We start from the raw sequence: 21,439 nt of genomic DNA, 5'->3' as shown, positions 1-21,439 counted from the left end.
CAGGAGCCGCTGTGATCAAGGTCGTACGGGGCAACCCCACCCCGGAGGAGCTCGCCGCCGTGGTCGCGCTGCTCTCCGCCGTCCGTGCACCAGGTCCCGGACCTGCTCCCCGCCGTGCCGGTGCCTGGGCCTCCCCTCGCCTGCTCTTGCGCACCCCGCAGGGATACGGCCCTGTCGGCTGGTCCGCCTCAGCCCTGCCCCAGTGAATTTCCGAACGGAGAGATCATGAACGTCCTGCGACAGCGCGCAGACCTCGGTGGTGTGGCGCCGCCTCGACTGCGTGTGGTGATCGCCAAGCCCGGACTCGACGGTCACGACCGCGGCGCCAAGGTGATCGCCCGCGCGCTGCGCGACGCCGGGCATGAGGTGATCTACACCGGACTGCACCAGACCCCGGAGCAGATCGTCGCCACCGTCATCGCCGAGGACGCGCCCGTCCTGGGCCTTTCCGTCCTCTCGGGCGCCCATCTGACGATCGTGGAGCGCGTGATCGAACTGCTGGCACGGGAAGACGCGAGCGACGTCCGCATCCTGGTCGGCGGCATCATCCCGGACGCCGATGTCCGCGCGCTCGAAGCCATGGGCGTCGCCGCGGTGTTCACTCCCGGTGCGAACACCCGACGCATCGTCGAGGCCGTCGATGCGCTCAGCACCGACCGGACGGACGCAAAGGAGACGGCATGCTGACCAAGGTGCTCATCGCCAACCGTGGCGAAATCGCTGTCCGCGTGGCCCGGGCCTGCCGGGATGCCGGAATCGCGAGCGTTGCCGTCTACGCCGACCCGGACCGGGACGCTCTGCATGTCCGCGCCGCGGATGAGGCGTTCGCCCTGGGCGGTGACACCCCGGCCACCAGCTACCTGGACATCGCCAGGGTCCTGCGGGCCGCCACCGACTCCGGCGCGGACGCCGTCCACCCCGGCTACGGCTTCCTCTCGGAGAACGCCGACTTCGCCCAGGCGGTCCTGGACGCCGGACTGATCTGGATCGGCCCGCCGCCGGCCGCCATCCGCGCCCTGGGCGACAAGGTCGCCGCCCGGCACATCGCCCAGCGCGCCGGCGCCCCGCTGGTGGCCGGCACCCCCGACCCGGTCGCCGGGGCAAACGAGGTCCTCGCCTTCGCCGAGCAGCACGGCCTGCCGATCGCCATCAAGGCCGCCTTCGGCGGCGGCGGCCGCGGCCTGAAGGTGGCCCGCACCCTGCAGGAGATCCCCGAGCTGTACGAGTCCGCGGTGCGCGAGGCGGTGGCCGCCTTCGGCCGCGGCGAGTGCTTCGTGGAACGCTACCTGGACCGGCCCCGGCACGTGGAGACCCAGTGCCTGGCCGACACCCACGGCAACGTGGTGGTCGTCTCCACCCGGGACTGCTCGCTGCAGCGCCGCCACCAGAAACTGGTCGAGGAGGCCCCCGCCCCCTTCCTGTCGCCGGCGCAGAACGCCGAGCTGTACGCCGCCTCCAAGGCCATCCTCAGGGAGGCCGGCGACGTCGGCGCGGGCACCGTGGAGTTCCTGGTCGGCACCGACGGCACCATCTCCTTCCTGGAGGTCAACACCCGGCTGCAGGTGGAGCACCCGGTCACCGAGGAGGTCGCCGGCCTGGACCTGGTGCGCGAGATGTTCCGCATCGCCGACGGCGAGGAGCTGGGCTACCCCGACCCGGTGCTGCGCGGCCACTCGCTGGAGTTCCGCATCAACGGCGAGGACCCCGGCCGCGGCTTTCTGCCCGCCCCCGGCACCGTCACCGCCTTCGCCCCGCCGTCCGGCCCCGGGGTGCGGCTGGACGCGGGGGTGGAGGCGGGCAGTGTGATCGGCCCGGCCTGGGACTCGCTGCTGGCCAAGCTGATCGTCACCGGCCGCACCCGCGAGGAGGCGCTGCGCCGGGCCGCCCGGGCGCTGGGGGAGTTCACCGTGGAGGGCATGGCCACCGCCCTGCCGTTCCACCGCGCGGTGGTCAGGGATCCCGCCTTCGCCCCGGAGCTGGCCGGCTCGGCGGCCCCGTTCACGGTGCACACCCGCTGGATCGAGACCGAGTTCGTCAACGAGATCCCCCCTTCGGCGCCGCCGCGGACGCCGCCGCGGACGCCGAGGCGGACCGGGAGACGGTCGTCGTCGAGGTGGGCGGCAAGCGGCTGGAGGTCTCGCTGCCCGCCTCGCTGGGCATGTCGCTGGCCCGTACCGGGCTGGCGGCGGGCGCCAAGCCCAAGCGCCGGGCGGCCAGGCGGTCCGGGCCGGCCGCCTCCGGCGACGCCCTGGCCTCGCCGATGCAGGGCACCATCGTCAAGGTGGCGGTGGAGGAGGGCCAGCAGGTCACCGAGGGCGACCTGGTGGTGGTGCTGGAGGCGATGAAGATGGAGCAGCCCCTCAACGCCCACCGTTCCGGCACCGTCAAGGGGCTGGGTGCCGAGGTCGGCGCCTCGGTCACCTCCGGCGCCGTGATCTGCGAGATCAAGGACTGACGACACCCCGGTCCCGGCCTGCCCGGGGCGGCGAGGGCTTCGTCTCGGGCCGATCGACGTTGAGGCGACCGGGAACGCGGACATGCGTGATACGCACAGGTGGTGAGTATTGAGTGGCAGTGCCTCCGGTATGGGGTTGAGTTTGGCCGGGTGGGTGCGGTCCGCCGTGGCCGCGCTCCCGCACGCGACCGGCGAGCCGCAGGCCCATCTCGCCGCTGCTCTGGGGGGACGGACTCAGGTGAGCCGTCGTCAGACCGGCTAAGTCTCATGGAGTCTGGCCGCTCGTGACGCGGTCGCCGCTCATTGCGGCATCGACGGCCTCGACCTCCTGGACGGCCCCACCCGGGCCACCGAGTCGCTGCCCGCAGAACGCTGCCGCGTGACCGGCCGCCATACCCACACCACACGCCTTGAGGCCGTGCAGGAGAAGAGCGCACCATGACGGACTTCGACGCGATCGGCGCTCTGCTCGCCGGGGCCAGGCAGGAGGTCCCGCTGCCACCCGCCGACGAACGGCGCGCTCTGCGCGAGGGACTGAGTGTTTCGTGCGCCCAGCTCGCGCGGGCGTTGAACGTCAGCCCGTCGACGGTCGGCGGCTGGGAGTCTGGACGGGAGCCGAACGGCGAAGTTCGGGAGAGGTACGAGTGCTTTCTCGAGGGGCACGGGCCAAGCCGTCTTCCGCGGCTGAGTAAGCACCAGCCGATGAAGCCTCGGACGACGGCCACGCGGAAGCCGAGCAGGTAACCCATCAGGACGACGTCGAATCCCTGCCCTCACCCCAGGCAGGTGTGCCGTGCGGGCAGTCCGCCTCCCCTCAGGCCGCGGGATTCCCGCAGCACCTGGACCCCCTCGAGTGCGGCACGACCGAGTACACGCAGACGGTCGCACCCGCACGGCCGGAGAGGCCCGCACCTCACAGGGAACACCAGCCGCCTGCGGCGCCGCGGCGCAGGGTGCGGCGGGGCGCGGGGTCAGGGTCGTGCCTGTCGGTCGCCGTCTGCAGACCGCCGGCACTCCGGACCGGGTCGGCTCCGCCGTGGCTGCAGCGCTCGCCGAGCCGGATGCGGTTCTGCGGCGACCCGCCGTGGGCTCGGCCGTGACGCCCCTCCGGTGCGCCGGTGCCGCCGTCCAGAACCTCGCCTGCCGCCGGGGAACTTCGCCCGGCCTGCCCACTGGTGAAAGTTATTGGCAGGTCATGGACGGACTATTGAAAATAACTTTCCATCAGGGAAAGCTTCCGTCCGCTTGGCATCCATGACGTCGAGAGGGCGCCGTATGACCACCCCCGTGCACGACCCGGTCGAGGGAACCGCCAAACCGCCGCGCTCGCGCAGGGCGCTGGTGGCGGGGTCGGTGGGCAATTTCATCGAATGGTACGAGTTCGGCGTCTACGGATATTTCGCCACCATCATCGCCGCCAACTTCTTCACACCCGACGGCGGAAGCGATGTCGAGGCGCTGGTCAAGACGTACGCGTCCTTCGCGCTCGCCTTCTTCTTCCGCCCGGTCGGCGCGGCCGTCTTCGGCCGCCTGGGCGACCGGATGGGGCGCCGCCCCACGCTGATCCTCGTCATCCTGCTGATGACGGGTGCCACCACCTTGATCGGCCTGCTTCCGACGTACGCCACGCTGGGCGCCGCGGCCCCCTGGCTGCTCACGCTGCTGCGCATCGTCCAGGGCCTGTCCGCGGGAGGGGAGTTCGGCGGTGCCGTCTCGATCATGACGGAGTTCGCCCCGCCGGGCCGGCGCGGGCTGTACGGGGCCTGGCAGTCCTTCACGGTGGCCCTCGGCCTGCTCGCCGGAGCGGGCATGGCCGCGCTGCTGGCCACCGTGCTGACCGAGCCGGAACTCAACGGGTGGGGCTGGCGGCTGCCGTTCCTGCTGACACTGCCCCTTGGGCTCGCCGCCCTCTGGCTGCGGCTGAAGCTGGAGGAGACCCCTTCCTTCCAGCGCACGCGGACGCGGACCCGGACCCCGGACGCGGAAGGCCGCCCACAGGCGGTGACGCCGGCATCTGCCCCCGCACGTGACGTGGCCAAGGCCATCGCGCTCGGTGCCGGGCGGCTCATGGGATGGTCGGCGGCCGGCTACACCTTCCTCGTCGTCATGCCGTCCTACCTCCAGAGCACGCTCAACGCCTCGTTCCAACAGGCCCTGGTCGCCACGGTCCTCGCCAACCTGGGCTTCGCGGCCTCCATCATCCCGGCGGGCGCGCTGAGCGACCGGATCGGCCGACGCGCGGTGATGGTGACCGGGGCGGTGCTCGTGGCCGTCCTCGCGTTCCCCCTGATGCATCTGTTGCAGGACTCCGGCGCCTCCACGGCCGCCAAGAGCCTCGCGGTGTTCGTTGCCGGTGCCGCCGTCGGACTGATGGCGGGACCCGGGCCCGCGATGCTCGCGGAGATGTTCCCCACCAGCGTCCGCTACACCGGCCTCGGTCTGGCGTACTCACTGTCCAACGCCGTCTTCTCCGGATGCGCCGGCCTGATCATCACCGAAGCGATCAAACGGACCGGCAACATCGACATCCCCGCCCACTACGTGGTCGTGACCTGTGCCGTCAGCACGCTCGCCCTGCTCACCCTGCGCGGCGACGACCACCGTCGCGCGTTGCGCGACTGACCGCCGTACAAGCCGGGAAAGAGGTGTGAGGATGAGGATGCGGGTCATCGGGCTGATGTCGGGGACGTCCCACGACGCGGTCGACGCCGCCGCGGCCGACCTGGCCCTTGAAGGGGACAGTCTGCTGCTGACACCCCTGGGCATGGTGAGCGACCCCTACCCGGAGGAATTGCGGGCCGCCCTGACCGCCGCGCTGCCGCCGGCGTCGACCACGATGAAGGACGTGTGCCGGCTCGACACCCGAATCGGCCAGGCATTCGCCGCCGTGGCCGCCCGGGCCGACCGGGAACTGTGCGACGGACGCGCCGACCTCGTCGTCTCCCATGGCCAGACCGTCTATCACTGGGTCGAGCAGGGCCGGGTGCTCGGCACACTGCAGATCGGCTCACCCGCCTGGATCGCCGAGGCCACCGGCTGCCCGGTGGTCTCCGACCTGCGCACGCGCGACGTCGCCGCCGGCGGCCAGGGCGCACCCCTGGTGAGCATCGTCGACGTGATGTGGCTGCGCGGGCGGCCCGGTGTGCCCGCCGCCCTGAACCTCGGGGGGATCGCCAACCTCACGGTGGCCGACGCGGCCGGTGACCCGATCGCCTTCGACACCGGCCCCGCCAACGCCCTCGTCGACGCGGCGGTGTACGCCCTCACCGACGGCCGGCTGGGATACGACCGGGACGGGATGCTGGCCGCCCGGGGCGGGATCGACACCGCTCTGCTGCAGCGCCTCCTCGACGAGCCGTACTACGCGAAACCGCCACCCAAGACGACCGGCAAGGAACTGTTCCACTGGCCCTACCTGCGGGCCGCCCTGACCGGCCATGACCGGCTCCCGACCGAGGACGTGATCGCCACCGTCACCCACCTCACCGCCCGCACGGTCACCGACGCGGTCCGCGCGGCCGGGGCGAGCGAGGTCATCGCCTCGGGTGGCGGGACCCGCAACCCCACCCTGATGTCCATGCTGCGCACCGCACTGCACGGCATCCCGCTGCGGACCTCCGACGACCTCGGACTGCCGTCCGCGGCCAAGGAGGCCTACGCCTTCGCCGTCCTCGGATACCTGACCGCGCACGGACTGGCCGGCACGGTCCCGGCCTGCACCGGCGCCCGCCACCCCGGCATCCTGGGCTCGATCACACCCGGCAGCCGGGGGCTGCGCCTGCCGGAACCCGCCTCGACCACCCCCCTGCGCCTGCGCACGGTACCGGCCTGACGTCCCTGCGCCGGGAGGTCACCGCCGCGGCAGGCCCGCCCCGTGTCGGCTACGATCTTCGCAGCCAGCCGTGTGCGACCTGTGTCACGGCCACGACCGTGCACTGCCGGATCCATCGAGCCGGTGCCCATCCCACTGGCGGAGCGACGCTCCCTGGGCCGGTGTTCGCCCGTCGGACGGCACTTCAGACGGTGCGGCGGCACGCAGAGAACCGATGAGGGAGACCGACCGATGATCTTCATCACCGCCAAATTCCGTATCCGCCCCGAGTACGCAGACCAGTGGCCGGACATCGCCGCCGACTTCACCGCGGCGACCCGCGGTGAGCCGGGCTGCCTGTGGTTCGACTGGTCCCGCAGCATCGAGGACCCGACGGAGTACGTCCTGGTCGAGGCCTTCCGTGACGACGAGGCGGGGGCGGCCCATGTGCAGTCCGAGCACTTCAGGGCCGCGCAGCGGACCCTGCCGCCGCACCTCGCCGAGACGCCGCGGATCGTGAACGCTACGGTGCCGCAGGACGACTGGTCGCTGCTGGGCGAGATGAGCGTCTCCGGGCAGGACTGACACACCGTCACCGCTTCGAGGCAGGTGTTCAGGGACGACTCCCGTGGGGTGCCGTCCCTGGTCCTGGCCGATTCAGCGGCCGCGCCGGTGCAGCTTCAGGTCCGTGACCACGGGGCGGTGGTCCGACGCGTCCGTCGCGACCTCGTGGGCACCGGTCACGGTGATGTCGGGGGAAACCGTCACCAGGTCGATGCGCTTGACGGGGTCGACCGCCGGGTACGTCCCACCGCCGTCCGGGGCGGCGTCCCGCAACCGCTGCCACAGCGGCGCCAACTCCGGAGCCGTCACCTCGGCGTTGAAGTCGCCGACCAGGATCTTCGGTCCGCGGTCGGCGGCCAGCACCTCGAGCATGTCCGCCACCTGGGCCGCACGGATCGACGGGTCGGCCCGGTAGTCCAGGTGCGTGCTGTAGACGTGTACGAACGCGCCCTTGACGTTGACCGTCACCTCGGCGAAGCCGGGCGCCGGGGCGGGCACCGGATCGGACGTCTGGGTGGAGAGCCGGGTGATCTCGTGGTTCTCGGCCCCGAGCATCGGGTAGCGGCTCAGCACGGCGACACCGTACTGCCGGCGTTCCCCGGTGCTCGGGGCCGGGTCCAGATCGTAGATCGGTGCGAAGAACACCCGCATGTCCAGCGTGTCGGCGAGCGCGCGGGCCTCGTCGACGAAGTCGCTCCGGGCGCCCCAGTGCACGTCGACCTCCTGGAGACCGATCACGTCGGCGTCCAGATCACGTACGGCCTCCGCGGTGCGGTCGAGGTCGAAGACCCCGTCCTGACCGGCTCCGGCGTGGATGTTGTAGGTCGCCACCCGCAGCGGTACGGCCGGGGCCTGCACCCCGGAGGGACCGTCCTCCGCGGCTGTCGCCGGTGTCGCCGTGGCGAGGACGACGGCGGTCAGCAGGGCGGCCGTACGGGCACCGCGGGCGGGGCGTCGGGAGCTGTGCTTCATGCCTTCTCCGAACTGAGTAGGGGTCAGGCCCGTATCAGAGCAGAAGCTGGGACCGCATGTGACAGGAACAGCCGCGTGGCCGGGCGGACGACATCCGGGAACGTCCGGGAAGGTGTGCGCAGTTGGGCATTCAACGGGACGGGCTGGGCACGGCTGTCGTCTCGGCGAATCTCCTGATACTGCGTCAACCCCCTCTCGCTCGAGCCAACTTCTGTGTATAGGTTGCTACTTCCTAGCCCGCCGTTGGAACTGGAGCGTACGCATGTCCGAGACCCCCGCCGCTGGTGAGCTGGGCAACAGGATCAGGACTGATCAGCCGCACACGGCACGGATCTGGAACTACTGGCTGGGCGGCAAGGACAACTACGCGGTCGATCAGGAGGTGGGCGAGCAGATCCGCGGGCTCCACCCCGGCATCGGCGAATACGCCCGCGCGGACCGGCAGTTCCTCCAGCGGGCGGTGCGGTACCTGGTGGCCGAGTGCGGCATGCGGCAGTTCCTCGACATCGGCACCGGACTGCCCACCGCCGACAACACACACGAGGTCGCCCAGCGGATCGCCCCCGAGTCCCGCGTCGTCTACGTCGACAACGATCCGATCGTTCTGGCCCATGCCGCGGCCCTGCTGACCAGTACGCCCGAGGGCCGCACGTCCTACCTCGACGAGGACCTGCGCGACACCGACACCATCCTGGCGCGAGCCCGGCAGCTGCTGGACTTCGACCAGCCCGTGGCTCTGATCCTGCTGGGAGTCGTCATCTTCATCGAGGACGACGAGGAGGCCCACCACATCGTGCGACGTCTCATGGACGCCCTGCCGGCGGGCAGCCACCTGGTTCTGTCACACACCATCACGCGGCCGGACATGCCCGATGTCGACACGGCCGTCGCCTTCTGGAACGAACACGGCACTCCGAAGCTGACCCAGCGGGCCCCCGAAGCGGTCGCCGGGTTCTTCGACGGGCTCCAGCTCCTCGGACCCGGAGTGGTGTCCTGCAACCACTGGCACCCCGCACCCGGCGACGTGGCCCTCGGCGAGGAGGTCGCCATGTACGGCGGCGTGGCGCGCAAGCGGTGACCCGGACGGCCGGGCCGACCTGATCCGGCGGAGGACCGGCGATGAGTTCTGGGCGTCCGCCCCGTCTGCATGAGTGGAGGGTTGCCGTGCCGGCGAACGGCCGGCACGTTCCGAGGAGGGATGCCGACATGACCACCAAACCGCTTCCACCGGTCGTCGACGCTCAGACATGGCGGCGCCGGATCGACGAGCTGCGCGCCCGGGAGAAGGCCGCGACCAAGGAGCTGGACGCGATCGCCGCTCAGCGGCGGCGGCTGCCCATGGTCCGGCTGCCGGATTACGTCCTGGACGGACCGGACGGGCCGGTCCGACTCGCCGACGTCTTCGACGGGAAGTCCCAGCTGATCGTCTACCACCACATGTGGCAGCCCGGACAGACCTGGCAGTGTCCGGGCTGCACCGGCTTCACGGCCCAGTTCTGGAAGCTGGAGTTCCTCGACGACTACGACGCCCGTTTGTCATCGTCACCCAGGGGCCGATCGAGGAGGCACTGGCGTACAAGCGGCGGGTCGGCAACGCCATGGACTGGTACTCCACTGCCGGCCGTCCCTTCGGAGGCGACATGGGCGCGCCACCCGGAGGCGGCTTCGGGGTCAACGTGTTCCTGCGGGACGGTGACACGGTCTACCGCACCTGGCACACCGAGGGCCGCGGCACCGAGCAGCTGAGCCATACGTTCCCGCTGCTCGACCTGCTTCCCTACGGCCGCCAGGAGGAGTGGCAGGACGTCCCCGCCGGCTGGCCGCAGGCGCCGACGTACAGCCACTGGTGGGGCTCGGAGCGCTACGCCCAGTACGGGGAGGAAGCCTGAACGGCCGGGCTCGTCCGTCGGCCCGGCGATCACGTCGGGCCGACGTCTCACCGACTGACCCGGTGACGTGCTCCGGTCAGTTCTGCCCGTGGAGGGTGGGGTGGTCGGTGTAGCCGATGGCGCCGCCCGTGTACATCAGGCACTTGCCCCGGACCGGATTGGCGGGTGCCCCGGTGCGCAGGGCGCCGTCGGCGATCCAGGTCTCCAGGGCGGCCGGGGTCTCGGGGCCCGGTGAGGAGACGTTGTCGACCAGGTCGTGGGCGACCGGCCCGGTGGCCCGAGTGCGTACCCTCTCCGTTGCCCAGCGGTGGGTGCCGCCAACGTGGCGGGCGAGCTGACACCGTACGACGGGCCGGGTGAAGAGCGGTCCGGGTGGCGTTGGTGAAGGCGGTCGGGCGCAGATCAATCGGTGAGTGCCTTCTCGATGTCGGTGATGACCTGTTCCATGGCCGTCGGACCGTTGCTGCTGCTCCAGACCTGGCCGTCGACCCCGTGGTCCTGTCCTGCCTCGACGGCGTTCATCCGGGTGAAGGCCTTCTCTGAGCGGGCGGCCGCCAGCGCCTTGTCGCCTTCGGCGTTGAGCGTGGCGATGAAGACGTGGTCGGCGTCGGCCTTGGTGAGGTTCTCCAGGGACAGCGGGTCCGAGTGCGGCTGTTCGCCGAGGTCCTTGGCGATGGGCATCGGCGACAGGCCGGCCTCCCGCAGCATCGCGGTGGGCATGTTGGCGGCGTTCATCACGATCGGGCCGCCCGGCATCCACCGCATCACGACGCCCGTGCCCTCGGCGCCGTCGCCCGCCTTCTGCGCGCGGTCGAGCAGGGCGTCGATCTTCTTGTCGAGTTCGTCGGCCTTGCCGAGCGCCTCGCCGTAGGTGTCGAGGCTGGAGCGCCAGTCGCCGGCGGCCGGGACGATGGTCGGTGCGATGGCGGAGAGCGTCTCGTACTGCGACTTCTCCAGATTGGCGCCGGTGAGGATGAGGTCCGGCGCGGCCTTGAGGATCGCCTCGGTGTTGGGTTCCCTGACCGTGGCGACCAGTGGGATGCCCTCGGCCTGTTCGCCCAGGTAGGCGGGAGCGCCTTCGGCGCCCCTGGCGGCGCTGGTGCCGACCGGGGTGATGCCGAGGGAGAGGGCGGTGTCGAGGGAGGCGTCATTGAGGGTGACGACCTTCTTCGGTGTGCCGTCGACCTTCACTGCGCCGAAGGCCGTCTCCACGGTCCGCCCGGTCCCGGCGGCCGCCGCCTTCTCCGTGCTGTCGCCCGGGGTGCCGGAGTCGGAGCCCGAGCAGGCGGCGAGGGTCATGACCAGCGGAGCGGCTGTCAGAGCGAGAGCGGCGGAGCGCAGCGGGGAGCGGCTTCTGGGCATGGGTGTCTCCAAGGAAGGCGGATGTATGGCGCATGCAAAATTAGGTTAACCTCACCTTTGTTGAATGTGGAAGGAGGGGCGATTGTGACGCTGCGTTCACTCATCCTGCGTGGCTTGCTGCCCGGCGCCGGGCTCCTGCTGGCGGCCGTGATCGCGAGCCTGCTCCTGGGAGCGGGGGATGTCGGACCGGGGCGTGCCCTGTCCGCCCTGCTCGGCGGGGCCGACGGCGATGCCCGTTTCACCGTGCTGGAACTGCGGCTGCCGCGCACCCTGGTCGCGGTCGCCGTCGGCGTGGCCCTGGGCATCGCGGGAGCCCTGCTCCAGGCGGCCGCTCGCAACCCCCTGGCCGAACCGGGCCTGCTCGGTGTGAGCGCGGGGGCATCCTTCGCAGTGGTCGTCGCCCTGGTCCTCGGTGCTTCGGCAGCCACCCTCGGCCCGTATGTGGCAGTCCTGGGAGCGGGTGCCGGGTGTCTGCTGGCGCTGGCCGCGGCCCGGGTGCGCGGGGCCGGGGACGATCCCGTGCGCCTCGTGCTCGCCGGTGCGGCCTTCAGCGGGCTGATGGCCGCGGGCTCCTCGGTGATGCTGCTCGTCGACGCCCGCGCCGCCGACGAGATCCGCTTCTGGACCATCGGGTCGGTCGCCGGACGGGAACTGGCGGACCTGTGGGCCATCGCCCCTGTCGTCGGCCTCGGGCTTCTCCTCGCCGTCCTCGTCGCCCCCTCCCTGACCGCGCTGAGTCTCGGCGACGACGTGGCCACCGGCCTCGGCCACAAGCCCGGCCGGGTCCGGGCCCTCGCGGTGACGGCCGTGGCCCTGCTGGTTGGCGGTGCCACCGCCCTGGCGGGTCCCGTGGCCTTCGTCGGACTCGTCGTGCCGTTCGCCGCCCGCGCTCTGGTCGGTCCGGACCTGCGCCGACTGCTGGCCGTCTCCGTCTTCGTCGGCCCCGCCACCGTGCTCACCGCCGATGTCGTCTCCCGGCTCATCGCCCGCCCCTACGAGATGCCCCTCGGCGTCATGACCGCGCTCCTCGGCGCGCCCGTCCTGGTCGCCGTCGTCCGATCCCACAGGTTGCCCTCGCTGTGAAAACTCTCCCCGCCCCGCCCGGACCGGCGACCGGGACCGTGGCGCAGGCCCGCCGCGCGCCACTCGCCGTCCCCGGCACCTGGCGCCTGGCCGCCGGCCCCACGCCCTCCTGATCCCGCGCAAGCCGCTGCTGGGCACCGCCGCCGCCCTGGTCGTGCTGATCGCCACGAGCGGGGTGCACCTCGCCGTCGGCGAGATCTTCGTCCACCCGCTGGACGCGCTGCGCGCTCTGGTGGGCGAGGGCACTCCCCGTGACCTCCTGGTGGTCGAACGCCTGCGGTTGCCGCGCCTGCAGGCGGGGCTGGCCGTCGGCGCCGCCCTCGGCGCGGCCGGCTGCCTGATGCAGACCCTCGCCCAGAACCGGCTGGCCACCCCCGACACCGTCGGCCTCAACGACGGCGCCGCGGCCTTCGCCGTCGCCTCGGTCACCGGAATCAGCACCAGCCTGCTGCCCAGCGCGGCCGCCCTCGCCGGTGCCGCCACCGCCGCCGCTCTCACCCTCGCCCTCAGCGGGGGCGCCGGACGCGGGGGCTACCGGTTCCTCGTCGTGGGCCTCGGCGTCGGCGCCGTCTTCGGCGCGGTCACCAGTCTCGTCCTGGCCCGCTCGGCCGCCGACGCGGCCAACGCCGCCTACGGCTGGACCGTCGGTACCCTCAACGGTCGCGACCAGGACGCCGTGGCCCTGCTCGCCCTCGCCCTGCTCCTCACCCTGCCGCTCGCCATGGTCCTCGGCCGCCGGTTGCTCCTGCTGCGCCTGTCCGACTCCGTCGCCTCCGGTCTCGGCGTCCGTGTCAAGGCCCTGCGCCTGGTCGTCATCGCCGTCGCGGTCGTCCTCGGCGGCCTCGCCGTCGCCGTCGCCGGGCCGCTGGGCATGATCGCGCTCGCCGCCCCCGAGGCCGCCCGCCGCATCGCCGGACCCCGCGCCGTCCCCGTCCTGCTCTCCGCCCTCACCGGCGCGCTCTTCACCCTCCTCGCCGACCTGGTGGGCCGCACCGTGCTCGCTCCGCTGGAGGTCCCCGTCGGCCTCGTCACCGCCGTCGTCGGCGGCCCGTACCTGATCTGGCTGCTGCTCACCACTCGTACCAGGAGGTCCCTGTGAACCCGGCCGACGCCGACAGCCGCCTGCGCACCCGGGCCCTGTCTCTGGGGCACGGCTCCGACCTCGTCATCGACGGCCTGGACCTCGCCCTGCCGGAACGCCGGGTCACCGTCATCGTCGGCCCCAACGGGTGCGGCAAGTCCACCCTCCTCAGCGGGCTGGCCCGCACACTGCGCCCGCGTGGCGGCGCCGTCCTCCTCGACGGGAGGGAGCTCACCAGGATCCCCACCCGGGAGATCGCCCGCACCATCGGCATGCTCCCCCAGTCCGCGATCGCCCCCGACGGCCTCACCGTCCGCGACCTCGTCCGCTACGGCCGCCAGCCCCACCAGAGCCTGCTGCGCCAGTGGTCCGCCGCCGACGCCCACGCGGTTGAGGAGGCACTCACCGCCGCCGACCTGCACAGCCTCGCCGACCGCCCGCTCGAGACGCTCTCCGGCGGCCAGCGCCAGCGTGCCTGGATCGCCATGGCCGTCGCCCAGGAGACCGAGATCCTCCTCCTCGACGAACCCACCTCGGCCCTCGACATGGGCCACGCCCTCGAAGTGCTCGAACTGGTCCGCTCCCTGGCCGCACAGGGCCGCACCCCGGTCCTGGTCCTCCACGACCTGACCACCGCGTGCCGCTACGCCGACCACATGATCGCCCTCAAGGACGGCGCGGTCGTCGCCCAGGGCGCCCCGTCCGCCATCGTCTCCCCCGACCTCGTCCGAGAGCTCTACGGCGTCGAGAGCGCCATCCTCACCGACCCGGCCCACGGCACCCCGGTGATCTGCCCCCTGCACCTCACCCCTTCCGGGGCAGGCGCCTGAGCTCGGAGCGGCGGCCCGTGTCCGGGCGGGGGGCGCGGGGTCGGCCGGTGCGTGCGGTTTCGGGGGTTCTGGCTCAACTTTTGCTTGCGCCGTGAGGCGCTGTCGGTTCGAGTGGAGGTGGAAGGCCTGCACCAACTCGCTGTCGCAGCAGTCGGGTTGAAGCTGAGGGCAGCCTGATCCGGGTGATGCCGGGGAGGGCGAGAGCGGCCCTGAGAGGGCGTTAAGTCCGTTTCTGGTAGCGGCCCCGTCCGGGCTGGGTGAGGAAGCCTTGGCGGGTGAGGCGCCCGAGGCGGCTGCGGGTGACGTTCATGCATGGGTCGTCGGTGGGCATGCCGAGGAGTTCGTGCAGTTCGCGGACCCGGAATGCCTGGTCGGGGTGCTGGTTGAAGGCGTTCACGATGGCCTGGTAGGCGGTGGTCGACTCGGACGGACCGGCCTCGTCTCCGTCTCTGGTCGGCGTGAGTTCGACGATGACCTTCCGGGTGGTGGCCAGGTCCATGAGACGCGCTTCGGTCTCGGCGAGCACGGCGGTCAGGTGCTCGATCTGGCCGCGGAGTTCACCGGCCCGGGCGGTGGCCTCGTCCTGCTGGGCCTGGAGATCCGTCAGGAACTCGGTGATGTTCACGCGGCCGCCCGGACGGTGTCGCGCCAGGCCGGTGTGGGTGTGGTGAGGCGGCGGGCCATGTTCGCGGTGGCGGCCCAGTAGACGCGCGAGGCGGCGTTGTCGGGACGGTGGTCGTACTCGCGGGCCAGGCGCCGGTGCAGCATCAACGTGCCGTTGACCTGCTCGACCACCCACCGTTTCGGCTGTGGGACAAAGCCCTTGCCCTTCTCGTCCGGGTTGCGGCGGACGGTCTCGACGGTGATGTCCAGCAGGGCGCCGTGGATGATGACCTCGTCCTTGAATCCCTGGTCCACCAGGGCCTTCTCCAGGCGCATCCCGCACCGCTCGGCCACCTGGTCGAGCAGGGCCACCCCGGCGGCGTTGTCGTGCGCCGACGCGGCGAGCACGACGACCCCGATGATCAGTCCCAGCACGTCGACGGCCAGGCCCCGCTTGCGCCCCGGCGTCCGCTTGCTGGCGTCCAGCCCCGTCGTGGTCTTCGGGACTCCCGCGGCCGCGCGCACGGACTGGGTGTCGATGACCACGAGGGACGGGTCCTCTAATCGGCGGGCCTTCTCCCGCACCTGGCAGCGCAGGAGTTCCTGGATCCGCTGGTCGAGCCCGTCCTTGCGCCACAGCGTGAAGTAGTAGAACACCGCCGACCAGGCGGGCAGGTCATGGGGCAGGTAGCGCCACTGGCAGCCCGTCCGGTTCTGGTAGAAGATCGCGTTCACGACCTCCCGGAGATCACAGGTCCCGGGATCCTTGGTCGCCGACCGCGCCACCCGGTCCTGCTTCCAGGACGTGATCATCGGCTCGATCAACGCCCACTGCTCGTCCGATAAGTCGCTCGGATACGGCTCACGCTCCATGCCGATATCCGAGCATGCACATGCCCAACCGCTGCCCCGAACGGCAACCAGTCACACGAACGAGCGATCGCGAACCCAGAGAGATGGGACTTAACGCCCTCTGACAACGCCGGGACGTGACCAGTACTGCCAGATGGGGCGGGTCCGGCAAGCGTGATGGAGAGGAGTACGCGAGGAACCGGCGTTTACGTCTCTTAAAGTGCCTCCGGCTCAAACCTGGCGGATAAGGGCCGGTAGCGGTGCGTATGCAGGTCACTCTTTCGGGTGGTCTGACAACTCTTGGGTCGGTCTACGAAAGCCGGCCGGGAGGCCACGAGGAAAGCCTGCGGCGTACTCGTGGCGAGGCCGCAGGGATACAGCCGGGCTCCTCCTTCATCGAGCGAACCACAGTGAACACGGGAACCGTCCCGAACCTCGCCCTGCCACCTGCCTCCAGCAGGCTGGCGGGGCTGAGCGCATCGACCGCTGATCGGTTGGGGACGGGGCGGAGCCGCCGTAGTACTCCGAGGCCGGGAGAGCCGGCCGCATGGGGAAGGGCGGCAGCGGTATCGAGAAGGGAAGGACGCTGCAATGCCGGAAGATGCCCCGCCGAATGGCGGAGCTCCGGGCCCTCGGGCCCGGGTACTGGGGATGCAGACCAAGCTTCACCGTTGGACGGTGGCCGATCCCGGCCGCCGGTTCGATGACCTGTTCAACTTCGTGCACGACCCGGCGACGCTGTTGGCGGCGTTCGACCGGGTCGCGGGCAACCGGGGAGCCCGGACTCCCGGCGTCGACGGCCTGACCGCCATCGATGTCGAGGAGTCGATCGGTGTTCCCGGGTTCCTGAACGACCTGCGGGCCGCCCTCAAAGACGGTTCGTTCCGTCCGCTGCCGGTGCGGGAACGCAGCATTCCCAAGCCGGGGGGCTCGGGGAAGGTCCGCAAGCTCGGGATTCCGACGATCAGGGACCGGGTCGTTCAGGCGGCGCTGAAGCTGGTGCTGGAACCGATCTTCGAGGCCGGCTTCACGCCGGTCTCCTACGGGTTTCGGCCCCGACGGCGGGCCCAGGACGCGATCGCCGAGATCCACTATTTCGGCACCCGGGGTTATCGCTGGGTGCTGGATGCGGACATCGAGGCGTGCTTCGACTCGATCGACCACGCGGCCCTGATGGACCGAGTGCGTCGCCGGGTGAAGGACAAGCGTGTCCTGGCGCTGGTCAAAGCCTTCCTCAAGGCCGGAGTCCTCACGGAACTCGGCGAGAACAAGGAGACACTGACCGGCACCCCGCAGGGCGGCATCCTGTCCCCGCTGCTGGCGAACATCGCCCTGTCGGCGCTCGACGAGCACCTGCACGGGCCATGGGAGTCAGGCGGGACGATGGCCACCGAGGGCAAACGCGCCTACCGGCGCCGCAAAGGTCAACCCACGTGGCGAGTCGTCCGCTACGCGGACGACTTCGTCGTCCTGGTGCACGGCACCGAGGCCGACACCGCGGCACTGCGCGAAGAAGTCGCCGACGTGCTCGAACCCCTCGGCCTGCGTCTGTCGCAGGCCAAGACCCGGATCACGCACATGAGCGACGGTTTCGACTTCCTGGGCTTCCGCATCCAGTGGAAACGCAAGGGAGGCACGACCAAGTGGCACGTCTACACCTTCATCGCCGACCGGCCCATCCGGTCGCTGAAGGCGAAGATTCGTGCCCTGACAGGCAGGACATCGCAGCAGGATCTCGCCGCCGTGCTGATCAGACTCACTCAGATCATGCGCGGTTGGGCCAACTACTTCAAGCACGCGGTCGCCAAGCATGTCTTCGACAGGCTCGACGCCTTCGTGTGGTGGCGCTTGATCCGCATGCTGCGGGAGCGTCACCGGTGGAGTTGGGGCGACGTCCGCCGCCGGTTCACCACCCCCAGCGGGCGGTGGCGACCCATCGCGGCGGACGGGATCGAGCTGTTCCGGATCGCGTCGGTTACGGTCAGCCGTTACCGATACCGGGCCGGCGCGATCCCCAACCCATGGCAGCCTGCGAACCCCGTCTGACGGCAGAGACCGTGGAGAGCCCGTTGCGTTGAGAGGCGCACGGCGGGTTCGGCGAGAGGTCCGGAGAAACGGACCGGGAGCAATCCCGGCACCGCGCTCCGGGCCTACTCAGCGCTGTCTCCGATCACGCCGGGTTCAGGGCCATGCCGTGCCCGGCTTCTCGCAGGTCAGGCAGGTGGAGCGGGTTCTTGGAGGAGGCACTCCTTCTCCGCACCACAGAAGTTGAGCCAGAACCGGTTCGGGTCCGCATCCCCCGGTGCGTCCGCCCAGGGCTCTGTCGCCGGGTCACGTGAGCCGACTGGCTTTGTGTATGAGTTGCGTGGCGACAGCGGTTGTTCAGCTCTCGGGGAGGCGCCCGAGTTCCGGCGTGTTCGATGTTCACGAGAAACGACAGCACCCCGCCCAGGCATCCGACGACCCAGTGGAGTCTCCCTCGGTGTTGTTCGTGATCGGCCTGGCAGAGAGGTCGCGATCGTCAGTGCGATCCGACGAGCCTGGTGGGCGTGGCGAACGGATGGGGAGGGGATTTCGTTCCTCAAGCGGCTTCCAGCGGCGGTCACTGCCGCCCTCCCGCTCCGAGCGTCGACGGCCCCGCAAACAGACCACCGGTGCCGCGCCGGCCAGGCAGTCCATCAGGTGGGGGCGGAGGGCCGAGGTCTTTCACGAGTGCGTGCGGCGGGGCGGTGTGCGATCACGGACCGGCAGAGGAGACGATGAGGCGGGAGGTGTCTTCATGGGTGAGCACGTCGAAGCCGACGGAACCACGATCTGGGCCGAGAGCCGTGGCCAAGGGCCCGATGTCCTGCTGATCGCGGGGCTGAGCGACCCCGCCGAGGCGTGGCAGGCGCAGCTCGACGGGCTGTCGGACCGGTACCGGGTCATCGCCTTCGACAACCGAGGGGCGGGGCGGACGCCGCTGCCCGACGGGCCCATGTCCGTGGCCATGATGGCCGACGACGCCGCGGACCTGCTCCGGCTGCTCGGGGTCGAGAGGGCGCATGTCGCCGGTTTCTCGGGCGGCAGCGCGATCGCGCAGGAGCTGGCACTCCGTCACCCGGAGGCCGTTCGCAGCCTCGTCCTCATGAGTACGTGGGCACGGGCGGACGCCTACTTCACCGCCATGACCCGCTTCTGGCACTGGCTGGTGACGAATGCGCCCGACGAGCACGCCATGCTCGAGGCGTTCCTCCTGTGGATCTACACACCGCGCGCCCATGCCGACGGCACGGTGCAGCGAATCATCGACGAAACACTCGCCTTCCCGTACCCGCAGTCCGCCGAGGCCTTCCAGCGTCAACTGGAGCCGTTCATGCGGCACGACACGCTCGACCGGCTCCCCGGCATCACCGCACCGACCCTCGTCCTGGCCGGCGAACAGGACATCGCCACGCCGCCGCGCCTCGGGCGGGTGGTGGCCGACGCCATCCCCGGCGCCCGCTTCGAGGTCATGGCGGGGGAGGCCCACCAGCCGTTCCAGGAGTCCCCGGACGTGTTCAACGCACGGGTCGACGCCTTCTGGCGCGAGGTCGGCGGCGGGACCCTGCCGTCCTGATCCTCAAGCGGCTTCCCACGGCTGCCGCCGCCACCCCGCGATGAGCCAGCACCTCGATCAGCCAAGCCGCACCGCACCGGGCCAGAGAGTCACGATGAGTGACCCGTACATAGGTGAACTCCCCGCCGCGGCCCGCTTCAGCAACCGGTCAAGACCCGGACGCGACTCCCGCAGCCCCGAGGGCCGGTCCCGGAGCACCACGCCCGAAGCCGGGGCCCGCAACTCGCCTCCTGCGCAGCCAGCGACGACTCCTGCCCGCCGGTGCCCGAAACCCGCACATACAACGCCTCCCGCCGCTCAGCCGACGCCGCGCTCCCCGTCAACGCGTCCGACGCCTTGAGGGAGGAACACCGTTCTTGGCCCACCCACACCACCGCAACCTTGTCCTCGTTCGCCCACAGCCGGGGCGCCGCCGGATCCCGCCGGGTGAGCAGCGCCTGACGCCCCTCCGCAGTGCCACGTGCCGAGCCGGTTTCTCCGGCGTCGGGTGGGGGCGGTTCAACCGCAGGACGTCGCGCGCGTGGTCCTCGGCCTGGAGGAGTCCCGGGACGACGTGGGGTTCGTAGTCCCGAATGCGGGTGGCCGAGTTCTCCGGTAAGGCCTGCCCGGCGGATCAACTCGGAGGAAACCGACGGAGGCCGATGTCCGGCGATGCACCGCCGACCGGACCTCACGCTCCGGCCGGTCAGCGGCTGTCAGCCTCCCTCGCCGCGTGCTCCAGCCGGCGTCGGTGGGCCTCCCACCAAGCCCCGTCACCGGGCGGCAGATCTCTCGCCCCCTTCCTCCAGCCGACGGCCCCGTCGATGAGCTCCCGCACGATGTCCGCATGGCCGGTGTGCCGGTGGGTGTCGGCGATCACGCGCACCAGGAGGTGGTGCAGCGTGGTCTCCCTCCGCTCCTCCGGCCACCACGGCACATGGCCGACGGTGTCGAGCGCGAGTGCGGCGAACGTACTGTCCGCGTGCTCCCACGCCCGGTGGTAGAGCCCGACGATCTCCTCGCGCGACTCGTCCGCGGTGGCCCACATGTCCGCGTTGGGTTCGGCGTCCTGCGTGTACCACCAGGGCGGCGGATCCTGCCGGAAGAACGGCCGGCCGAACACGTCGCCGAAATATCCCAGTTCCACTCCGGCGGCGTGCTTGACCAGCCCCAGCAGGTTGGTGCCGGTGGGAGTCAGCGGGCGGCGGACGTCGTACTCCGAGAGCCCTTCGAGCTTCCACACCAGGGCTTCCCTGGCGTCCTGCAGATATCGGGTCAGGTCCGCCTGCGGGTTCGGTTTCGTCATGTTCCGCAGTCTCGCACCGGGCACTGACAGCCGGGTGTCGCACGATGGCCGGCATCAAGGGCGCCCGCGTGTCATCGTCCGAGGCCGGAGGAGAACGCGTTGCGGATGTCGGACTTCGAGGGTGTGACGTACTTGTCCGGGGGAATGACGCCAGAGGTGGAGAAGAGCGACGAGCAGGTGGAGCCGCTGGTCTGGGCCGTGCGGTCGGCCACGTGCTTGCCGGTCCACAGGGCGTACACCTTCACCGGGAGCGATACCTTGCGGAACGTGACGTGGGCGATCTGCACGCTGGTCCCGCTCCGGTAGGGGCAGGTGCGGACGGCGCTCCCGAAGCCCTGTTGACCCCCACACCACCAGTGCCGCCCCAGCCGAGTCGGTGGTCCGCCAGTCCGTGATCCACGCGGTCTCGCAGGCGTCGGCGGTGGGCAGTCCGTCAGGAAGCGGGTCAGGGGCGCCCCGACCGTGGCGTCGTTGCGGGAGTCCTCCTCCAGGACCGGGGCGGACAGGAGGAAACCCGAGGTCAGGTCGTCCCGACCGCCGTCCAGTCCGGCGGCCAGCCGGGCTTCCGCCGTCTCCAGTCGTTCACAGGTGTCGACCGCGGCGTCACCGCGTGCGGCCACTGGGGCCGCGGCGACCCTGTGCCCCGCCCACACCTGTTCCTGAGCCTCCGTCACCGCCCCGCAGTCACCGTCCGCGCGTGCCTGGGTGATGTCGTCCTCGATGCCCCGGGCGTCGAACCGCAGCAGCCCCACGCTCAGCAGCACCGCGGCGGTGAGGCCGAGCGTGACCAGGCGCTGCGCCGTCCGCGGGCTTGCCCTGCCGACGTCGGGCGAGCAGCCATCCGTGCGCCACGACCGCCGCCCACCACAGCAGCAGGAGCATCTCGCTCCAGGTCTCGGCGGTCGCGAACGCCGTCCGGACCCGCGCGAAAGTGATCACCGCGACGGTCCGGAACAGTCCGTGGCGGCGCCTCAGCAGATAACCCACTCCCAGGAGGGACGCGTCGCCGAGGGCGACCGCCGGCGGGTCGTGCCACACCGGATTCTGGAACGAC

Annotated in this window: 19 protein-coding genes and 3 pseudogenes; 14 read left to right on the top strand and 8 right to left on the bottom strand. The window is 71.1% G+C overall.

Features of this window, described 5'->3' with window-relative positions:
* Positions 1 to 11: 11 nt before the first annotated feature.
* The 7 genes and pseudogenes from WJ438_RS36890 to WJ438_RS36860 all read left to right on the top strand — a co-directional run bounded on the left by WJ438_RS36890 (position 12) and on the right by WJ438_RS36860 (position 6,851).
* Positions 12 to 206 (top strand): acyl-CoA carboxylase subunit epsilon, encoded by a 195-nt coding sequence (locus WJ438_RS36890; protein ID WP_406729038.1) that lies wholly within the window; start codon positions 12 to 14, stop codon positions 204 to 206.
* A gap of 19 nt (positions 207 to 225) precedes the next feature.
* Positions 226 to 687, top strand: a complete 462-nt coding sequence (locus WJ438_RS36885; RefSeq protein ID WP_406729037.1) for a cobalamin B12-binding domain-containing protein — start codon at positions 226 to 228, stop codon at positions 685 to 687.
* Positions 684 to 2,455, top strand: a pseudogene (locus WJ438_RS36880) (acetyl/propionyl/methylcrotonyl-CoA carboxylase subunit alpha). Before WJ438_RS36885 ends, WJ438_RS36880 begins: the two are co-directional and overlap by 4 nt.
* Positions 2,456 to 2,893: 438 nt before the next feature.
* Positions 2,894 to 3,199 carry a helix-turn-helix domain-containing protein gene (locus tag WJ438_RS36875; RefSeq protein WP_406729036.1) on the top strand — a complete coding sequence of 102 codons (306 nt, stop codon included), beginning with the start codon at positions 2,894 to 2,896 and terminating at the stop codon, positions 3,197 to 3,199.
* Positions 3,200 to 3,730: 531 nt separating this feature from the next.
* Entirely contained in the window at positions 3,731 to 5,077 is a 1,347-nt protein-coding gene (locus WJ438_RS36870) for an MFS transporter (protein WP_406729035.1), read from the top strand.
* A 37-nt stretch (positions 5,078 to 5,114) separates the two neighbouring features.
* Positions 5,115 to 6,287, top strand: coding sequence for an anhydro-N-acetylmuramic acid kinase (locus tag WJ438_RS36865; protein WP_406729921.1), 1,173 nt, complete (start codon positions 5,115 to 5,117; stop codon positions 6,285 to 6,287).
* A gap of 231 nt (positions 6,288 to 6,518) precedes the next feature.
* Entirely contained in the window at positions 6,519 to 6,851 is a 333-nt protein-coding gene (locus tag WJ438_RS36860; RefSeq protein ID WP_406729034.1) for a putative quinol monooxygenase, read from the top strand.
* A 72-nt stretch (positions 6,852 to 6,923) separates the two neighbouring features.
* On the opposite strand, the gene WJ438_RS36855 is transcribed toward WJ438_RS36860, so the two are convergent.
* A complete protein-coding gene (locus WJ438_RS36855) occupies positions 6,924 to 7,802 on the bottom strand; it encodes an endonuclease/exonuclease/phosphatase family protein (protein ID WP_406729033.1) in 879 nt (292 codons plus the stop codon).
* Positions 7,803 to 8,064: 262 nt separating this feature from the next.
* Between WJ438_RS36855 and WJ438_RS36850 the strand changes: the two genes are divergently transcribed.
* Positions 8,065 to 8,880, top strand: a complete 816-nt coding sequence (locus tag WJ438_RS36850; protein ID WP_406729032.1) for an SAM-dependent methyltransferase — start codon at positions 8,065 to 8,067, stop codon at positions 8,878 to 8,880.
* Between the two features lie 128 nt (positions 8,881 to 9,008).
* Positions 9,009 to 9,691 (top strand): annotated as a pseudogene (locus WJ438_RS36845) (DUF899 domain-containing protein).
* A 76-nt stretch (positions 9,692 to 9,767) separates the two neighbouring features.
* On the opposite strand, the gene WJ438_RS36840 reads toward WJ438_RS36845, so the two are convergent.
* Both WJ438_RS36840 and WJ438_RS36835 read right to left on the bottom strand, forming a co-directional pair.
* Complete coding sequence (locus WJ438_RS36840) at positions 9,768 to 10,097, bottom strand: hypothetical protein (RefSeq protein ID WP_406729031.1); 330 nt, start codon at positions 10,095 to 10,097, stop codon at positions 9,768 to 9,770.
* Positions 10,094 to 11,053 carry an ABC transporter substrate-binding protein gene (locus WJ438_RS36835; protein WP_406729030.1) on the bottom strand — a complete coding sequence of 320 codons (960 nt, stop codon included), beginning with the start codon at positions 11,051 to 11,053 and terminating at the stop codon, positions 10,094 to 10,096. Before WJ438_RS36835 ends, WJ438_RS36840 begins: the two co-directional genes overlap by 4 nt.
* A gap of 84 nt (positions 11,054 to 11,137) precedes the next feature.
* On the opposite strand from WJ438_RS36835, the gene WJ438_RS36830 reads away from it, so the two are divergent.
* The 3 genes from WJ438_RS36830 to WJ438_RS36820 all read left to right on the top strand — a co-directional run bounded on the left by WJ438_RS36830 (position 11,138) and on the right by WJ438_RS36820 (position 14,047).
* Complete coding sequence (locus tag WJ438_RS36830) at positions 11,138 to 12,136, top strand: FecCD family ABC transporter permease (protein ID WP_406729029.1); 999 nt, start codon at positions 11,138 to 11,140, stop codon at positions 12,134 to 12,136.
* A 154-nt stretch (positions 12,137 to 12,290) separates the two neighbouring features.
* Positions 12,291 to 13,235 carry a FecCD family ABC transporter permease gene (locus WJ438_RS36825; RefSeq protein ID WP_406729028.1) on the top strand — a complete coding sequence of 315 codons (945 nt, stop codon included), beginning with the start codon at positions 12,291 to 12,293 and terminating at the stop codon, positions 13,233 to 13,235.
* Positions 13,232 to 14,047, top strand: a complete 816-nt coding sequence (locus WJ438_RS36820) for an ABC transporter ATP-binding protein (protein ID WP_406729027.1) — start codon at positions 13,232 to 13,234, stop codon at positions 14,045 to 14,047. The genes WJ438_RS36825 and WJ438_RS36820 overlap by 4 nt, the downstream gene beginning before the upstream one ends.
* A gap of 220 nt (positions 14,048 to 14,267) precedes the next feature.
* Here the strand turns inward: WJ438_RS36820 and WJ438_RS36815 are convergent, their stop codons facing one another.
* Both WJ438_RS36815 and WJ438_RS36810 read right to left on the bottom strand, forming a co-directional pair.
* Positions 14,268 to 14,672: a hypothetical protein gene (locus tag WJ438_RS36815; RefSeq protein ID WP_406723465.1), complete on the bottom strand. Its 405-nt coding sequence runs from the start codon at positions 14,670 to 14,672 to the stop codon at positions 14,268 to 14,270.
* Positions 14,669 to 15,523 (bottom strand): IS5 family transposase, encoded by an 855-nt coding sequence (locus WJ438_RS36810; protein ID WP_406723466.1) that lies wholly within the window; start codon positions 15,521 to 15,523, stop codon positions 14,669 to 14,671. Before WJ438_RS36810 ends, WJ438_RS36815 begins: the two co-directional genes overlap by 4 nt.
* A 630-nt stretch (positions 15,524 to 16,153) precedes the next feature.
* Here WJ438_RS36810 and ltrA point away from each other — a divergent pair.
* Positions 16,154 to 17,548 (top strand): group II intron reverse transcriptase/maturase, encoded by a 1,395-nt coding sequence (gene ltrA / locus WJ438_RS36805; protein ID WP_406723898.1) that lies wholly within the window; start codon positions 16,154 to 16,156, stop codon positions 17,546 to 17,548.
* A gap of 733 nt (positions 17,549 to 18,281) precedes the next feature.
* Positions 18,282 to 19,100: an alpha/beta fold hydrolase gene (locus tag WJ438_RS36800; protein WP_406729026.1), complete on the top strand. Its 819-nt coding sequence runs from the start codon at positions 18,282 to 18,284 to the stop codon at positions 19,098 to 19,100.
* A 319-nt stretch (positions 19,101 to 19,419) separates the two neighbouring features.
* On the opposite strand, the pseudogene WJ438_RS36795 reads toward WJ438_RS36800, so the two are convergent.
* The 3 genes and pseudogenes from WJ438_RS36795 to WJ438_RS36785 all read right to left on the bottom strand — a co-directional run.
* Positions 19,420 to 19,680, bottom strand: a pseudogene (locus tag WJ438_RS36795) (Scr1 family TA system antitoxin-like transcriptional regulator); the annotation flags it as partial.
* A gap of 105 nt (positions 19,681 to 19,785) precedes the next feature.
* Positions 19,786 to 20,385 (bottom strand): DinB family protein, encoded by a 600-nt coding sequence (locus WJ438_RS36790; protein ID WP_406729025.1) that lies wholly within the window; start codon positions 20,383 to 20,385, stop codon positions 19,786 to 19,788.
* A 71-nt stretch (positions 20,386 to 20,456) separates the two neighbouring features.
* Positions 20,457 to 21,149 carry a hypothetical protein gene (locus WJ438_RS36785; RefSeq protein ID WP_406729024.1) on the bottom strand — a complete coding sequence of 231 codons (693 nt, stop codon included), beginning with the start codon at positions 21,147 to 21,149 and terminating at the stop codon, positions 20,457 to 20,459.
* Positions 21,150 to 21,439 lie beyond the last annotated feature (290 nt).

The sequence above is a fragment of the Streptomyces sp. GD-15H genome (assembly GCF_045291515.1).
GTDB lineage: Bacteria > Actinomycetota > Actinomycetes > Streptomycetales > Streptomycetaceae > Streptomyces.
Note: the sequence above shows the minus strand (reverse complement) of the source record. Positions and strands in the feature narration are given on the sequence as shown.

What these genes read in the sequence shown, in the direction of transcription:
- WJ438_RS36885 (WP_406729037.1), top strand. Translation starts at nt 226, where the DNA reads ATGAACGTCCTGCGACAGCGCGCAGACCTCGGTGGTGTGGCGCCGCCT.
- WJ438_RS36835 (WP_406729030.1), bottom strand. Translation starts at nt 11,053, where the DNA reads ATGCCCAGAAGCCGCTCCCCGCTGCGCTCCGCCGCTCTCGCTCTGACA.
- WJ438_RS36865 (WP_406729921.1), top strand. Translation starts at nt 5,115, where the DNA reads ATGCGGGTCATCGGGCTGATGTCGGGGACGTCCCACGACGCGGTCGAC.
- WJ438_RS36860 (WP_406729034.1), top strand. Translation starts at nt 6,519, where the DNA reads ATGATCTTCATCACCGCCAAATTCCGTATCCGCCCCGAGTACGCAGAC.
- ltrA (WP_406723898.1), top strand. Translation starts at nt 16,154, where the DNA reads ATGCAGACCAAGCTTCACCGTTGGACGGTGGCCGATCCCGGCCGCCGG.
- WJ438_RS36810 (WP_406723466.1), bottom strand. Translation starts at nt 15,523, where the DNA reads ATGGAGCGTGAGCCGTATCCGAGCGACTTATCGGACGAGCAGTGGGCG.
- WJ438_RS36790 (WP_406729025.1), bottom strand. Translation starts at nt 20,385, where the DNA reads ATGACGAAACCGAACCCGCAGGCGGACCTGACCCGATATCTGCAGGAC.
- WJ438_RS36855 (WP_406729033.1), bottom strand. Translation starts at nt 7,802, where the DNA reads ATGAAGCACAGCTCCCGACGCCCCGCCCGCGGTGCCCGTACGGCCGCC.
- WJ438_RS36850 (WP_406729032.1), top strand. Translation starts at nt 8,065, where the DNA reads ATGTCCGAGACCCCCGCCGCTGGTGAGCTGGGCAACAGGATCAGGACT.
- WJ438_RS36870 (WP_406729035.1), top strand. Translation starts at nt 3,731, where the DNA reads ATGACCACCCCCGTGCACGACCCGGTCGAGGGAACCGCCAAACCGCCG.
- WJ438_RS36875 (WP_406729036.1), top strand. Translation starts at nt 2,894, where the DNA reads ATGACGGACTTCGACGCGATCGGCGCTCTGCTCGCCGGGGCCAGGCAG.
- WJ438_RS36800 (WP_406729026.1), top strand. Translation starts at nt 18,282, where the DNA reads ATGGGTGAGCACGTCGAAGCCGACGGAACCACGATCTGGGCCGAGAGC.